Raw genomic sequence first — 15,735 nt, forward strand, 5'->3', positions numbered from 1 at the left:
AAACATATCAACTGACTGGATATACTGGAGATCATAGACTTTTACCAGTTTAACTAAATCTCGTGCCAAGGTCGAAACATTGCAGGATACATAGACCATCTTTTCTGGGACATAGGTCAGGATGGTATCCAACAGCTTATCATCTAAGCCTGTACGAGGAGGGTCAACTATCAATGCATCCGCTCGGTAGCCTTCTTTATACCAGCGTGGAATAATCTCTTCTGCTGTCCCCGCTTCGTAATGGGTATTGTCAAATCCCATTTTTTGAGCATTTCGCTTAGCATCTTCTATGGCTTCTGGAATAATATCCATCCCTCTGAGACTCTTGACCTTATTTGCGAAGGCAAATCCGATTGTCCCAACACCGCAATATGCATCAATCAGATGATCCTCTTCGCTGACATCCAGAGCCTTAACTGCTTCACTATAGAGAATTTCTGTCTGCTCAGGATTAAGCTGATAAAAAGCTCGGGGCGAGAGAGAAAACTCATAGTCAAGTACTCCTTCTTGAATACTCTCTTGGCCCCAGATAATTTCCGTCTTTTCACCATAGATTTCACTTGTTTTTGCTGTATTTGTATTGACTGCAACTGTGACGACTTCTGGAAAATCCTTGACTAGGTCTTTGACTAGTTGATTCAAATTTAGCTGGCGATTCGTGACGATGATTATCTGGACTTGTCCTGTTTTTCTTGCTCGACGTACCATGATGGTGCGAACGCCGAGCGTTTTTCTCTCATCGGTGATGGGGATTTGATGGTAAGTAAGAAGTTCAGCTAGGCGATTCGCAATTGTCTGGGTTTCCTTATCTTGCACCAAGCAGTCTTTCAACTCTACGAGGTAATGAGAGTTTTGCGCATACAAACCTGCCTTGACCTGATTTTTAAATTTTCGAGTCTGGAATTGAAGCTTAGCACGGTAGTACTTTGGTTCCTGCATTCCGATAGTTGGACGGATTTCATAGTTTTCATATCCTGCAGGAGCAAATTTTTTCAGGGCTTGATGGAGCAGATCCGTTTTAAACTCTAACTGTTTATCATAGTGGAGGTGCATGATTTGGCAACCACCACATTCATTATAAATGGTACAAGCTGGCACGACTCGAAATTTAGACTTCTTATTAACCTTTAGCAATTTGGCTTCGACAAAGTTACGTTTAATAGAAGTAATCTGACAATAGATATCTTCTCCTTTGAGGGCGCCAGGCACAAAAACGAGGGTTTTCTGGTAGAAACCGATTCCCTCACCATTGATACCCATCCGCTTGATTTTTAAAGGTATTTTTTGTTTGACTTTCAGATTCATACCCCTATCTTATCACATTTTAAGGTATAATAGAACTATGAAAATCACAAAACTTGAAAAGAAAAAACGCCTCTACCTGATGGAGCTAGATCATCAGCAAACCTCTTATATCACGGAAGATACTATTGTCCGTTTTATGCTGTCTCGAGATAAGGTCATTAGCAAAGAGGAACTGACCAAGATACAGGGCTTTGCTCAGTTTTCTTATGGTAAGAACCTCGCTCTCTACCATTTATCCTTCAAGGCTCGTACTGAAAAGGAAGTGAGAGAGTATCTGAAAAAGTATGATATTGATGAAACAATCACTAGTCAGGTTATCGCTAACCTTAAAGAAGACAACTGGATAAATGATCGTCAGTATGTCTACTCTATTATCAACGCAAATCAACTTTCTGGAGATAAGGGACCTTATGTGCTAGCTCAAAAACTGTCTCAAAAAGGGATTGTCAAATCAACGATTGAAGAGGTTTTAAAGGATTTTGATTTTTCAGAGGTTGCTCAACGTGTGGCGGAGAAACTTCTTAAAAAATACATGGGAAAGCTTCCCGCTCGTGCCTTGCAGGATAAGATCATTCAAAGCTTGACGAACAAAGGCTTCTCCTATTCTGATGCTAAAAATGCTTTTGATGACTTGGATAGTCAAGTCGGCCAAGAAACGACTCAAGAACTCATTTTTAAAGAGCTAGACAAACAATATGCTAAGTATGCTCGAAAGTATGAAGGATACGAACTTAAACAGCGTTTAACCCAAGTTTTAGCCCGAAAAGGCTATGATTTTTCGGATATAGCCAGCGCTCTCAGAGAATATCTTTAACATTTTCGTGTAAAATTCAAAAAAAATAGACCGATTTATGATATAATAGTAAACGATAAACTTATAAATTGTAGAAAGTTGGTTAGTTATGAAACTTCCAAAAGAAGGCGACTTTATTACAATTCAAAGTTATAAGCATGATGGGAGTCTTCACCGTACTTGGCGAGACACCATGGTACTAAAAACAACAGAGAACGCCATTATCGGCGTCAACGACCACACACTAGTTACCGAAAGTGACGGTCGTCGTTGGGTGACTCGAGAACCGGCTATTGTTTACTTTCACAAAAAATATTGGTTTAATATCATTGCTATGATTCGCGATAATGGGATTTCCTACTATTGCAATATGGCTAGTCCCTACTATCTAGATGAGGAAGCCCTGAAATACATTGACTATGATTTGGATGTCAAGGTCTTCACTGATGGTGAAAAGCGTCTCTTGGACGTTGAAGAGTATGAGCGCCATAAACGCAAAATGAAGTATTCTGATGATTTAGACTATATTTTGAAAGAGCATGTTAAAATCCTTGTTGATTGGATCAACAATGGACGCGGTCCTTTCTCAGAGGCCTATGTCAACATTTGGTACAAACGCTACATAGAACTAAAGAATCGGTAAAGTTGTCAAGCCGGGGTGAGAGCCCTGGTTTTTTTATTTGAAAAACCCAGCTTTTCGACTGGGTTGATTTCTATATATCTAATTTAGTCACAGTAAACTTGATGTGGGAATAGTCTTTTTCAACATCCTTATCCAACAAGAAAGCCGTGGCATCCTTCTTAACCTGAACAAGGTCAATGTTCTGAGCTTGAGCCGCATAGACGCATCCACAATAACATTGACGATAGATATCATACTCCTCGCACATCTCCACCGAGCGCTTATAGCCTTGATTTTTCTTGAAATCACTTGGAAGATAGTGGGTGGTATAAATCTTTTGCACATCGATTCCGATGCTGTTGATGGTTTGAGAGTTCTTATGGGGACTGATGGTCAAAGCTGAACCAAAGTAGTCAAAGCCCAAGTCCATAGCTACCTGTGCTGTTTTATCCAAACGGTAATCAAAACAAACCTTGCAACGATCGCCACCTTCGGGTTCTTCTTCCAGTCCTCTGACTAACTTCCGGTATTCATTGGGTTCATAAGGCGCTTCTAAATAGTGGACCGTATTTCCTGTCCTCTCATTGAAATCACTGACAAATTTCTTGGTGACGTAAGCTCGCTTGTGGTATTCTGCCTTGGGATGGATATTGGAATTGGCAAAATAGATAGTCACATCAGCGTATTTTGTCAGGTATTCTAGGGTGTAGGTACTACAAGGAGCACAGCAAACATGCATGAGAATAGTGGGACGTTCCTCATTTTTTTCCCAAACCTGAACCATTTTCTGCATGACACGGTCATAATTAATCTTCTGATTGGGATTCATCTTGCTCAGAATTTCTTCTACATCGATCATGTTCTTCTCCTTTTTCTAGTCTTATTTTATCATATAAGTTAGGAGAGCTCAATCCAATTTAGAAGTGATTATCATAAAAAGAAGGGATATGTATTCCCTTCTTTTGTGTTTTTTATAAGTTACTTTTACATCATCCCGCCCATCATGCTTGGGTCCATTGCTGGAGCTGGGGCTGCTGGTTCTGGTTTATTGGCTACGACTGCTTCTGTTGTTAAAATCAAGCTAGCCACAGAGGCTGCATTTTGTAGGGCTGAGCGACTTACTTTAACTGGATCGATGATTCCCTCTTCAATCATGTTGACCCACTCACCAGTTGCTGCGTTGAAGCCTGTACCAACTTCAGCATTCTTCAAGCGGTCAATAACGATAGACCCTTCGAATCCCGCATTGTGAGCGATTTGACGAACAGGTTCTTCCAAGGCACGGAGAACAATATTACGTCCTGTGGCTTCATCACCTGTCAATTCCAAATCAGCTACGGCTGGAATGACATTAGCAAGAGCTGTTCCACCACCAGCAACGATTCCTTCTTCAACTGCTGCACGAGTAGCGTTGAGGGCATCTTCGATACGGAGTTTCATTTCTTTCAACTCAGTTTCAGTTGCAGCTCCGACCTTGATGACTGCGACACCACCTGATAATTTAGCCAAGCGTTCTTGGAGTTTTTCGCGGTCGAATTCAGAAGTTGTGGTTTCGATTTGTGACTTGATAACTGCAACACGGTGGGAAATGGCTTCAGGATTGCCAGCACCTTCTACGATAACCGTACTGTCTTTGTCCACAGTCACTCTAGCGGCTTGACCAAGCGCTTCAATGGTTGCATCTTTCAACTCAAGACCAAGGTCTTCTGTGATGACTGTTCCGCCTGTCAAGATAGCGATGTCTTCTAACATAGCTTTGCGACGGTCACCAAAGCCAGGGGCCTTAACTGCTACTACGTTGAAGGTTCCACGAATCTTGTTCAATACAAGAGTCGGAAGAGCTTCGCCATCCACATCATCCGCAATAATCAAGAGTGGACGATTGCTTTGGAGAATGCTTTCTAGAAGTGGCAAGATTTCTTGGATATTTGAAATCTTCTTATCAGTAATCAAGATATATGGATTTTCAAGGTCAGCCACCATCTTTTCGCTATCTGTCACCATGTACTGTGAAAGGTAACCGCGATCAAACTGCATTCCTTCAACAACTTCAAGTTCAGTTTCCATACCACGTGACTCTTCAATGGTGATGACACCATCTTTGCCAACTTTTTCCATGGCTTCAGAGATGTATTCGCCGACTTTCTCAGAACGAGAAGACACCGCAGCAACCTGAGCGATGGCTTCTTTATTGGCAACAGGGATGGCATTGTTTTTCAAGGCTTCTACTGCTGTGGCAACCGCTGCTTCAATCCCTCGACGGATACCAATTGGGTTGGCACCAGCTGTGACGTTTTTGATTCCTTCACGGACGATGGCTTGAGTCAAAACAGTTGCAGTTGTTGTTCCGTCACCTGCAATATCATTTGTTTTTGAAGCTACTTCTGATACCAATTTGGCACCCATATTTTCAAAATGGTCTTCTAATTCAATTTCTTTGGCAATAGTAACACCGTCATTGGTAATCAATGGTGAGCCAAATGATTTTTCAAGAACGACATTACGACCCTTTGGTCCTAAGGTTACTTTAACTGTGTCCGCTAGGATATCGACACCACGGACCATCGCTGAACGAGCATCAGATGAAAATTTAATTTCTTTTGACATACTTACTTTCTCCTTCTATTCTTCAATGATTGCCAAGATGTTGGCTTCGCCTACGATAATGTACTTTTCATCGCCATCTTTGACATCAATACCTGCATGAGCTTCAACTAAGACACGGTCCCCAGGCTTAACGCTTGGAGCAACCAAGTCACCATTCAAGGTACGAACACCTTGTCCAGTAGCTACAACTTGGGCTGTTTTTGTTTTTTCTTGGGCTGAGCCTGCAAGGACAAAGCCTCCAACAGTTTGTTCTTTTTCTTCGATTTTCAAGACCACACGGTCTCCTAATGGTTTCAACATCTGTTTTCCTCCATGATAAACTACATATTATTAGCACTCTTTATATCTGAGTGCTAATTTATAGTTCTATTGTATCACTTGGTCAGAAATAGTCAAGAAAAAAGTCTGACTTTGGCAAGATAAAAAGCCTGAGACAAACTCAGACTTTTTAATGCTTAAAATGGCAATTCTTCCTCTTCCAAGACTAGGTCTGCTAAGTCTTGACCTGCGTTATTTTCACGCATGGCACGTTGGGCGCGGCTTTCCAAGAGTTGGAATCCTGTAACAAGAACTTCGGTCACATAGTTCATCTGGCCATTTTTCTCGAAGCGACGGGTACGCAATTCTCCATCAACGGAAATGAGACTGCCTTTGGTTGCGTAGCTTGCCAAAGTTTCTGCTAGTCTGCCCCATAGGACCATATTTACAAAATCGGCTTCACGTTCACCGTTTTGGTCTTTGTAACGACGGTTCACAGCGATAGTTGCTCGCGCCACTGACTTGTCATTGTTGGTTTTGTGCAATTCTGGTGTAGACGTTAAACGTCCAATAAGAATAACTTTATTATACATATTTTCTTCCTCCTACTTATCTATTCGCAGGAAATCAAAAAAAGTTACAGAAATTTGTAACTTTTCGAAGAAATTTTTTATTTTTTATGAACCATGAAACCTGTCGCCTGTTGATTGGCCATAATAGTCATATCTGTAATCTGCACACGACGGGGTTGACTGGTCACATAGGCAACAGTGTCTGCGATGTCTTGTGCCTGCAAGGCTTCGATCCCCTGATAAACCGTCGCAGCACGCTCTTTGTCACCGTGGAAACGTACCGCAGAAAAATCTGTTTCGACAATTCCTGGCTGAATAGTAGTTACCTTGATATCTGTTGCAATGGTATCAATTCGCAAACCATCTGAAAAAGTCTTGACAGCAGCCTTGGTGGCTGAGTAAACAGCTGCCCCAGCATAGGCATAGATTCCTGCGGTCGATCCCATATTGATAATATGACCTTGATTGGCTGCTACCATAGAAGGCAAGAAACAGCGAGTGACTGCCATCAACCCCTTGACATTGGTATCCAACATGGTCAGCATGTCCAACTCTTCATAGTCTTGATAGGGAGCCAAGCCAAGAGCTAGTCCAGCGTTATTGACCAAGATATCAATCTGCCCTATCGTTTCCAGAATATCGGAGCAGACAGTCTTGACCATGGTCATATCCGTGACATCCAGTGGAAATGTCCAAACTGTTTGATTAGGAAAAATTTCTGCAAACTCTGACTTGAGGGTATCTAGTCTGTCTGTCCGTCGCCCTGTTAGAACGACATTCTCCCCCTGCTCTAGATAAGCACGCGCAATCGCTTCACCGATTCCTGAGGTCGCTCCTGTAATTACTACATTTTTTGCCATCTTTTCCCCCTCTATCTGGTCTATCAAATACTGACAATTTCCTAGGCAGTCCAGTGTTTGGCTGGGTCAAATGGAGTTCCGATAACTTGGTCTTCTGATAATTCAATAATCCCACGTTTTTGTGGAGCATTTGGTAGATGCAATTCACGAGGGCTACACATCATGCCAAAACTCTTCTCACCACGAAGTTCGCCTGGGAAAATGAGATTTCCTTTTGGCATCATTGCTCCAGGAAGAGCTACAATGGTTTTCAGGCCAAGACGCGCATTGGGAGCCCCTGCAACGATTTGCACTGTCTTGTCACTTGCAACTGCAACTTGGCAGATGTTAAGGTGGTCACTATCTGGGTGAGCGACCATCTCGACAATCTCACCAACAACAAACTTAGGTTCCTTGTCATTGACAATTTCTTCTGTAAAACCTTCCGCCTGCAACTCTTGGTTCAAACGAGCGACTTGCTCATCTGTCAAAAAGACTTGACCGCGCTCTGCAATTTCAAACAAACTTGAAACTTCGAAAATATTCCAAGCTACTGTTTCCCCATTTTCTTTGAGGCAAACACGGGCAACCTTGCCTTTGCGTTCCACGTCCAACTTGGCATCTCCGCTGTTTTTCACGATGATCATAAGGACATCGCCAACATACTCTTTGTTATATGTAAAAATCATTGTTTCCTTTTTCTCCTATTTCAGTCCTGCTAAAAAGTCGTTAATTTGTTGCTTGCTTTTACGGTCACGATTGACAAATCGGCCGATTTCCTTGTCCTTTTCTAGCACAACAAGACTAGGAATGCCGTACACATCCCAGAGTTTGGCCAGATCCAGATACTGGTCTCGGTCCACTCGAATAAAGGTGAACTCTGGATTGGTTTCCTCAATCTCTGGCAAGGCTGGATAGATATAACGACAATCGCCACACCAGTCCGCCACAAAAAGGAAGACCTTCTTGCCATCTTGCTCTACAAAACCTGCTAGTTCTTCTATACTATTGGGAGTAATCATAAGACTTCCTCCTCATAGACCAGGTCTTCATTTTCATAGACAAAGGTATAGTGACGACCATCCTCGAAAACGACTCCTCCGACAAGTCGCTCTAGGCTACTCTCGTAGACTTGAACATAGAGAGTCGCAATCTCACCCATATCTGAGAAAAGTTCGCGCACGATAGCGGTCAACTCTTCCTGAGTCTTCATGAGCTTGTGATTATCTGCTGCTTTTTTAGCCCCCAAAGCAAGGGCACTTAGACCAGCCACAGTCAAGCCAGTCATCCATAATTTCTTAGCTTTCATACCATTCATTGTAACACAAAAAGGGCTCTAGGACAAATAGGGAAGCCGTATACGAGCAAGGAAAATCTCATCCATTACTGTAGAAAGAAAACTTCTGATTCTTTTCGCCAAGCGCCTGAGTTAACAAGAATTTCCTGAATGGATTAAAAAATCTCTGAGATTGCTCTCAGAGATTAGAAGATAACTAGTTACTATTTTCAACTGCTGCAGTGACAAATGCGGTGTAGAGTTCTTCTGGGCGGTTTGGACGGCTGGAAAGTTCAGGGTGATACTGACAAGCCACAAAGAATTTATTTTCAGGAATCTCAACGATTTCTACCAAACGATTGTCTGGAGAAACTCCTGAAAAGACAAAACCTGCTGCCTCAAACTGTTCACGAAAGGCGTTGTTAAACTCATAACGGTGACGGTGACGGCGTTGCACCACTTCTTGATTGTGATAAGCAGTCGCTGCCTTAGAACCACGTTTCAACTTAGATGGATAAAGTCCTAAGCGAAGGGTTCCACCCATATCTTCAACATCAACCTGGTCACGCATGATATCAATAATAGGGTATTTTGTTTCTGGCGCAAGCTCTGCAGAATTGGCCCCTTCAAGACCTAAAACGTTACGAGCAAACTCGATACAAGTCAACTGCATTCCCAAGCAGACACCCAACATTGGGACATCATTCTCACGCGCATAGCGGATGGCTTGGATTTTCCCTTCCGTACCACGTTGACCGAAACCACCTGGCACAATGATTCCGTCCGCATCAGACAAGAGCTCTGCTACATTCTCTGCTGTCACATCATTGGCATTGATCCAATTAATCTTCACTTCTGCGTCGTTGGCATACCCCGAGTGTTTCAAGGCTTCTACCACTGAGATGTAGGCATCTTGCAACTCCACATACTTACCGACAAGAGAAATCTTGACTTGTTTCTTCAGGTTCATGACCTTATCCACCATGGCTGACCACTCTGTCATATCCGCTGCTGGTGCATCTAGTTTCAAATGGTCACAAACAATTTGGTCCATGCCTTGAGCCTGCAAGTTCAATGGAATTTGGTAAAGGTGTTCAACATCCAGAGACTCGATAACAGCTTCTGGTGCCACATCACAGAACTGAGCTAGTTTATTTTTAATTCCTTGACCAGCTGGTTTCTCCGTACGAATAACCAACATATTTGGCTGGATTCCCAAACCGCGCAATTCTTTTACAGAATGCTGAGTAGGCTTGGTCTTCATCTCACCAGCAGCCTTGAGATAAGGAAGTAAGGTTGTATGGATGTACATGACGTTATCTGCACCCACATCTGCCTTCATCTGACGAAGGGCCTCTAAAAATGGCAAGGACTCGATATCCCCAACTGTTCCACCAACCTCTGTGATAATAACATCAGAGTCAGTCGTTACAGCAGCACGCTTGATTTTTTCTTTCAAAGCATCTGTGATATGAGGAATAACCTGAACAGTTGCCCCAAGGTATTCTCCACGTCGTTCCTTACGAAGAACTTCACTATAAATTTTACCAGTTGTCACGTTGGAATATTTGTTAAGATTGATATCGATGAAACGTTCATAGTGACCCAAGTCCAAATCTGTCTCAGCTCCGTCATCTGTCACAAAAACTTCTCCGTGCTGGTAAGGACTCATAGTTCCCGGATCGATATTGATATAAGGGTCAAATTTTTGAATGGTTACTTTGAGACCACGATTTTTCAAGAGACGGCCCAGACTTGCTGCGACAATCCCTTTCCCAATAGACGACACCACACCACCAGTTACAAAAATATATTTCGTAGACATAGATTCCTCTTTCTAAAATGCTCAAGGCCTTGTTAACTACGAGGGGAGATCGAAAACAAGACCCTTATGGATATCGACTTTTCAAGAAAACTTCCTGAAAAACAAAAATAGCTCCCTAGTAACTAGGGAGCCCCGACCTCTAAAAGAGGTGCCCGAACAATATGATACCTTAAAGAAGAACATTTGTCAACCCGAATTGGTAAAAGATAAAAAAAGAAGATTGTTTTCAGCAAACCAACTAAAAATCCGAATTCAAACGGACAACACGCTCAAAGAACAAAAAAGGAGATCAGGCGATCTCCTCTGTGAAGTCTTTTACTCTTCTTCACTCGTTTCAGCGTCATCGTCAGAAAACTCGTCATCTTCTTCGTTAAGATCCACATCTTCACCCAAGTCATCAGGAGCGATTTCGTTGATTTCTGCATCGTAAGCTTCCACTTCATTTTTCTCATCATCTGGATTTTCATCATCATATGAAAGAGCTGGATCGGCTTCGTATGCATCTTCGTCTTCTGGATCATCCGCATTGTAGTCAATGGCATCTGAATCACCATCCATAAAGGCATTGACACGTTTTTTCTTAGCTTTTGGAGCTACTTCATCGTCGTCACTTTCTTCAAGAGCGATGATTTCTTCGTCGATTTCATCTACACCATACCATGAACGAAGGCCCCATTTGTTGTCTCCTAGTGAGATGAAGCTACCGTCAAAGTTCAACTCTGTGTAGAACAAAGGCAAAGCTTCACGGATATCGCTGTTTGATGTTCCAAGGTAGTTTTGAATTTCGTTTACAAGATCACTAAAATGCATCTCATGATCGCGACCACGAAGTTCCAAGATAGCACGCGCCACCTCAATCATAGATAGTTCACTTTTTTCTTGCCCAGCAAATACTTCTAATTCCAAAGCGTTTCTCCTCATTTTTACTACTATCGCCAGAGCGAACAGACTCTGACCTCATTTTATCATGTACTCTTTATTGTACGATAATTTTGCGGAATAGTCAAAGGTTAAGGGAGAGAAATCTATATCTTTTACTTTAGCTTTTATATGCCAAAAGACTAACTCTTGAAAAGAATAAATTACATTATGTTTATCTAATTCTTTCTAAGATTCATAATAATTCAATCTCTTACAATCAGTTTCTTATAAAATTTTGTTATTTATTCATTAATTCTTCAATCAGAGTTCGTGAGCTACCAAACTCATTTTCAAACATTTGATCAATAATATCTAAACACCTATCAGCAATATCGTCCCCCATATGTTTATCGTAAAGTTGCATCATCAATCTAGAAAGATATTCTTCTATTCGTCTATAATAATATGGTTCTAATTTCAATTTATTAGTTTTACTCACAATATTGCATACTGTTTCAAAAATGATGTTTTCATATTCTGAAATTGATTCTTGTTTTTCAAGAGATTCTAAAAAATAATAATATAATTTATCTCTATATTCAGAAGTTAGTAGATTAAATATTAAATCCTTATCTTCTTTAATATCTAATAAATCATCCCTGAATAGTTGTGGTAAAATTTTTTCTAAATTTGTAACATTCTTACCTAAATAATTCAGTACAATCTTCTTTGCTTTGTCTTCATGGTTCTTTATCTTTAAATAATTAATAGCCATCTGACAAATACCTTCTACTTGAAATCCACTTCCACTATATACAGTTGATTCCATATCTCCTTTATTTAAGTAAATTTCTGTAATCAGACATGAAGCATTTTTTACAAGTAATATATCTTTTGAATCAAAAGCTAACTGCAATAGACATTGAATTTGTTCTTTCTCATCTTCGTATAGTCTATACAAAATGTAGTTACTATGCCAATGAGCTAACATCTTTTCATCCGTAAAAATCCCTCTAAATAACTCTCTAGCAAAATCCTTATCTAAATCCAAAATTATATACAGAAGAAAAATAGCATTTAAGCGTATGTAATCAGTCTTATCATTAGCAAGTGAAATGATAGTATTTTTGAAGTACGAAATGTTTGTTGGTGAATTTTCTATTAGTTTTGTTAAAGCATGTATTCCATGACCTCTTAAAGTTGAGTATGACTGTTGTAAATAATTTTCCATAGTTTGATTCTCGTTAAATTTATCAAGAGCATCTAAATCAGTTTTCTTAAGATAATAATTAAGCCTTTCCAAAACTTTCTCGGACCATTCTATGTTTGCGTGTTTCTCTATGACTCGGAAAAAATAATAAAGATTCTCCCAATTATTTTCATTTACAAAATTTAATAATATGAATTCAAGATCACTTAAAACAGTATCTGGAATTTTTTCTAAGTCTACAATCCCACCCAGTAGACCATCTATATAATGTTCATTGATTTTATGATTAGACGATAAGTTTAAAAATAAAGAAACGTACTCTTTAGGATTTTTAGAAACAGTACTTCTAAAATCAGTAGCCAATTCTCTAGGAGAAGACTCAATTAATATTTTTCTCTTACTATCCCATCTACATTTTGTCTCACCTTTTGGGCTGATAAGAATATTTCTCCAAGATTTAGCAGAAATATTCTTTCCTTGTAGCGGAGAAACTACACTTCCACAATGTGAGTCATAAAAAGAATCAGAAAAACTATTAGATCGTTCTAATACCTTTAGTAATTCGATAGCTTCTTTACTCATTCTTTTTTTCGGTAAAACTGATAGCAATCTATACTGTAAATCTCCCCAAAATGGCCAATAAACCCTATAATCATTTTGAGATTTATTTGTTTCAATTCTCCTTGCTAGTCTTTGTTTAGCCTTAGGTGAAACATAATGAATAATTTGTTCTTCAAGTTTATTATACATTTCTAACGAACATCTCTGTGAAACTTTTGAAATCAACCGTTTGGCTAAAAAAAATTTGCTTGAATGGCCTTGAGATTTTTCAAAGAGTGTTTTATCAAAATCAGCCAGTAAATATTCAACACAAGTATTAAAATAGTTCGTAGGCAAGTGATACATTGAATCTAAAATAACTTCATTGTAGAGATAATCACCATTTCCCATATAATTACTATAAATTTCAAAAAAAATCTCAGGATGTTTCGAAACTAAACATTTATTTGCTTCATTTAATAAATGAAGGTAATATCTTTGTAAGCTATCGCGTTCTTTCAGGGTTGGATTGTATTTAGTAGAATTATTCTCGGAATACTTTTTAAGATAAGGCAATAATATTTTGACGATTTGTATACAATTTTTATCTATGTAATTATGGGAATCTTCGTCGAATTCCTTTGATTCACTATAAAATCTATTACTATTATCAGAGTCTTGAAATTTGTCAAGAAATAAACATATAATCTTAATTGTATATGCGTTTATATTTTTATAGAAGTCGTCCAACAAATCTGGTTCTTTTAGATAAGATTTCCAATAATGCAATCTTACCTTAAAAAATTCTTCTGAATCATTATGATAATCACTAAAGAAACAGCTCCGCCACTCATTTTTATTATTAGAATTTGCTATTGATAATTTGATAAATTTAATACTTTCAGTTGTGTAATTTGGAGAGATACTACTTAATAAATTAATTACTAATATTCTATTCTCATCAAACCACTTTTTAAAAATACCCTCTTCCACTAAAAAATTCACATATAATTGATGACTACTAATTACCGTTTGACACAAATGATTTCTATACTCTGTTTCCTGAATCAGCTCTGCTATATAATTTAAAATCTTTTTAGATGGTTCTTGAATACTTCCTAAGATTTCAAAAAAAACATATTTGAAATTAAACCTGACATTATCACTCTTTATTAATCTAGTTCCAAAATTTAAAAAATCTTTTTCTGATTCCTCTAATAATGATTGAAGAAAAATCTGAAATTGATAACGTCTTGTTGGATTCTGTTGTGTTTTATTTCCAAGAATGTCGTTTACATCAGAATTAGTATAGTAATCGAGAATCATTCGCTCTGCAACAAAACAGTCTAGGAATGACTGATGAACAAAAGAAACTTTGTTGGAATGTTCTGTTAACATCCCTTGACTAGTTAGATAACGCAAAGCCCTCTCATTACCCAGTAGTCTTCTCTTGCTAAATACAGTTTCACCTGTATCCGTAAATAGTTTTACAAATTTTTCTTTTAAATCACTCAGATTATCTTCAATGAGGCTAGCATCGTGACACTTCTCTGATAAATCTCTCCACCATTTATCTACTAGATTATATGTACTTGTTATTTGATAGTACTCCTCTTTATTATTAATTTGTTCCCATATGTAGAGATTGCTAGGAGTTCTTAGTAACTGTTTTAATTTATTTGGAAAGCTATGGTATTTACTTCCTAAAATTTCCTCAACCTCATTTTCCAATAATTCATTAACTTCAACTTTATGCCAAGATTCAGTATCATCTTTCGATTTATTTTCAAATAACGCCTTAATTCCGTTATCATTTTCTAAATCATAAGTTCTGCAAACAAAAATAATTGAGATTTTATTTTCTCTTTCCGAATTAAGGTTCCGTATCTCTCGAATCAACTCCAAACAAGTCGCAAGTGAACTTTTAGAATTTCTTGCTGTCCATCTTAATGCATCTAGTTGATCTAATATGAGAACAGTATTATCCTCTTTAGAAAAAGCGTTCAAACAATAACTTATGCTAGCAGGAAATCCTAACTTCTCCCCCCATTCTTGTGCTGTACCCTCAGGAATATAACAATCTAGTTTTAAATCTAAGTGTAAAATATTACTTTTATTACACCAATCAATAATATTTTCTGTTAAACCACTTTTACCATTCCCAGCTTTCCCGTGAATGATAATTGATTTTCCTTCTTGAATATATTTCTTACATTCATCAAATTGTTTGCGAATTTTTAGACCGGAATCCAATGTTTTAAAGCTGTTTTTATACTCATCATTTAAAATATTTATTCTAGGTATTATCCTATCATCACGTGCTAAATTTCTGAATTCAATTTTCTCATTTTTAATAAATTTCTCCAAATCCTGAAATGAAAGCCATCTTCCATAAATTTCACCTTGTAAAATTAGATTAATGAATTTTGACTTTATGCTAGCAGCATCACCAATAAAATATTGACTAATCATATCTTTTATAAATTCTTCATTTTCTGGAGATGGATCTTGTCTAATCACCGTTCTACTTAAAAAATTTATAATTTTTGGAATATCTTTTTCCTTAGAAAATCCCAAATTATTAACATAGTTATCAAATAAGTTTTTAATCTCTGAAGATGTATTAACTTGATAATCAATAAAAGACTGAGCATTATCATTAGTCTTAGCTCTATAAATTAAATCAGAAAAGTTTGTAAACGGAAGTGGACTAACTAATGAAACTTTAGTTGTCAAGTCTCTGCTTAGATGCAATTTCCAATATTTCAAAATTCCACGACTATTTAAATCTGATAAAGTCCAATAATCTTTACTAGCATTTCTTCCTTTACATTGTTGAGCTTCTGTTATTCCGTTAGAGTATCTAACCCAAACGTCCACCCCCACTTCTTCTTCACCTATAGCTTCAACTTTAATAGCATCTATTTTTTCGGAAATAATATCAATAAATTTTAAAACAATCCAGTTGAACTCATATTTATTACCTAATTTATCTGCTCTTCCACCTGATTCATAAGGCATATCTGT

At 38.3% G+C, this 15,735-nt stretch carries 14 protein-coding genes; 2 read left to right on the plus strand and 12 right to left on the minus strand.

Annotation, left to right across the window (positions count from 1 at the left end; genetic code table 11):
• Positions 1 to 1,305, minus strand: a 1,305-nt coding sequence (gene rlmD, locus DB729_RS08940; RefSeq protein ID WP_125080843.1) for a 23S rRNA (uracil(1939)-C(5))-methyltransferase RlmD, incomplete at its 3' end; no start/stop codon positions are given.
• 37 nt (positions 1,306 to 1,342) lie between these two features.
• Between rlmD and recX the strand changes: the two genes are divergently transcribed.
• The gene (gene recX, locus DB729_RS08945) at positions 1,343 to 2,119 is read left to right on the plus strand and encodes a recombination regulator RecX (protein WP_000705078.1); all 777 of its coding nucleotides are present in this window, start codon (positions 1,343 to 1,345) and stop codon (positions 2,117 to 2,119) included.
• 88 nt (positions 2,120 to 2,207) lie between these two features.
• A complete protein-coding gene (ntdP, locus tag DB729_RS08950; protein ID WP_000775318.1) occupies positions 2,208 to 2,741 on the plus strand; it encodes a nucleoside tri-diphosphate phosphatase in 534 nt (177 codons plus the stop codon).
• Between the two features lie 70 nt (positions 2,742 to 2,811).
• Here the strand turns inward: ntdP and DB729_RS08955 are convergent, their stop codons facing one another.
• The 11 genes from DB729_RS08955 to DB729_RS09005 form a co-directional block, all read right to left on the minus strand.
• Positions 2,812 to 3,579: an epoxyqueuosine reductase QueH gene (locus tag DB729_RS08955; RefSeq protein ID WP_033583681.1), complete on the minus strand. Its 768-nt coding sequence runs from the start codon at positions 3,577 to 3,579 to the stop codon at positions 2,812 to 2,814.
• Positions 3,580 to 3,704: 125 nt separating this feature from the next.
• Positions 3,705 to 5,327: a chaperonin GroEL gene (gene groL, locus DB729_RS08960; RefSeq protein WP_109290300.1), complete on the minus strand. Its 1,623-nt coding sequence runs from the start codon at positions 5,325 to 5,327 to the stop codon at positions 3,705 to 3,707.
• A 15-nt stretch (positions 5,328 to 5,342) separates the two neighbouring features.
• Positions 5,343 to 5,627 (minus strand): co-chaperone GroES, encoded by a 285-nt coding sequence (gene groES / locus DB729_RS08965; protein WP_000917326.1) that lies wholly within the window; start codon positions 5,625 to 5,627, stop codon positions 5,343 to 5,345.
• Between the two features lie 155 nt (positions 5,628 to 5,782).
• A complete protein-coding gene (locus DB729_RS08970; protein WP_000282442.1) occupies positions 5,783 to 6,178 on the minus strand; it encodes a single-stranded DNA-binding protein in 396 nt (131 codons plus the stop codon).
• A gap of 77 nt (positions 6,179 to 6,255) precedes the next feature.
• The gene (locus DB729_RS08975) at positions 6,256 to 7,017 is read right to left on the minus strand and encodes an SDR family NAD(P)-dependent oxidoreductase (protein ID WP_109290301.1); all 762 of its coding nucleotides are present in this window, start codon (positions 7,015 to 7,017) and stop codon (positions 6,256 to 6,258) included.
• A 41-nt stretch (positions 7,018 to 7,058) separates the two neighbouring features.
• On the minus strand, positions 7,059 to 7,685 hold the full coding sequence (gene ytpR, locus DB729_RS08980) for a YtpR family tRNA-binding protein (protein ID WP_033583675.1): 627 nt from the start codon (positions 7,683 to 7,685) through the stop codon (positions 7,059 to 7,061).
• 15 nt (positions 7,686 to 7,700) lie between these two features.
• Positions 7,701 to 8,018 carry a thioredoxin family protein gene (locus DB729_RS08985; RefSeq protein ID WP_033583674.1) on the minus strand — a complete coding sequence of 106 codons (318 nt, stop codon included), beginning with the start codon at positions 8,016 to 8,018 and terminating at the stop codon, positions 7,701 to 7,703.
• On the minus strand, positions 8,015 to 8,314 hold the full coding sequence (locus DB729_RS08990) for a DUF4651 domain-containing protein (RefSeq protein ID WP_033583672.1): 300 nt from the start codon (positions 8,312 to 8,314) through the stop codon (positions 8,015 to 8,017). The genes DB729_RS08985 and DB729_RS08990 overlap by 4 nt, the downstream gene beginning before the upstream one ends.
• 175 nt (positions 8,315 to 8,489) lie before the next feature.
• The gene (locus DB729_RS08995) at positions 8,490 to 10,097 is read right to left on the minus strand and encodes a CTP synthase (RefSeq protein WP_109290302.1); all 1,608 of its coding nucleotides are present in this window, start codon (positions 10,095 to 10,097) and stop codon (positions 8,490 to 8,492) included.
• A gap of 315 nt (positions 10,098 to 10,412) precedes the next feature.
• Entirely contained in the window at positions 10,413 to 11,003 is a 591-nt protein-coding gene (gene rpoE / locus DB729_RS09000) for a DNA-directed RNA polymerase subunit delta (RefSeq protein WP_000418415.1), read from the minus strand.
• A gap of 253 nt (positions 11,004 to 11,256) precedes the next feature.
• Complete coding sequence (locus tag DB729_RS09005) at positions 11,257 to 15,729, minus strand: NACHT domain-containing protein (protein WP_109290303.1); 4,473 nt, start codon at positions 15,727 to 15,729, stop codon at positions 11,257 to 11,259.
• Positions 15,730 to 15,735: the final 6 nt, after the last annotated feature.

Source organism: Streptococcus halitosis (assembly GCF_003143695.2).
In the GTDB taxonomy this organism is placed as follows: Bacteria; Bacillota; Bacilli; order Lactobacillales; family Streptococcaceae; genus Streptococcus; species Streptococcus halitosis.

Bases quoted from the DNA above. Each gene is read 5' to 3' on its own strand.
- recX (WP_000705078.1), top strand. From the start codon at position 1,343: ATGAAAATCACAAAACTTGAAAAGAAAAAACGCCTCTACCTGATGGAG.
- ntdP (WP_000775318.1), top strand. From the start codon at position 2,208: ATGAAACTTCCAAAAGAAGGCGACTTTATTACAATTCAAAGTTATAAG.
- DB729_RS08955 (WP_033583681.1), bottom strand. From the start codon at position 3,579: ATGATCGATGTAGAAGAAATTCTGAGCAAGATGAATCCCAATCAGAAG.
- groL (WP_109290300.1), bottom strand. From the start codon at position 5,327: ATGTCAAAAGAAATTAAATTTTCATCTGATGCTCGTTCAGCGATGGTC.
- groES (WP_000917326.1), bottom strand. From the start codon at position 5,627: ATGTTGAAACCATTAGGAGACCGTGTGGTCTTGAAAATCGAAGAAAAA.
- DB729_RS08970 (WP_000282442.1), bottom strand. From the start codon at position 6,178: ATGTATAATAAAGTTATTCTTATTGGACGTTTAACGTCTACACCAGAA.
- DB729_RS08975 (WP_109290301.1), bottom strand. From the start codon at position 7,017: ATGGCAAAAAATGTAGTAATTACAGGAGCGACCTCAGGAATCGGTGAA.
- ytpR (WP_033583675.1), bottom strand. From the start codon at position 7,685: ATGATTTTTACATATAACAAAGAGTATGTTGGCGATGTCCTTATGATC.
- DB729_RS08985 (WP_033583674.1), bottom strand. From the start codon at position 8,018: ATGATTACTCCCAATAGTATAGAAGAACTAGCAGGTTTTGTAGAGCAA.
- DB729_RS08990 (WP_033583672.1), bottom strand. From the start codon at position 8,314: ATGAATGGTATGAAAGCTAAGAAATTATGGATGACTGGCTTGACTGTG.
- DB729_RS08995 (WP_109290302.1), bottom strand. From the start codon at position 10,097: ATGTCTACGAAATATATTTTTGTAACTGGTGGTGTGGTGTCGTCTATT.
- DB729_RS09005 (WP_109290303.1), bottom strand. From the start codon at position 15,729: ATGCCTTATGAATCAGGTGGAAGAGCAGATAAATTAGGTAATAAATAT.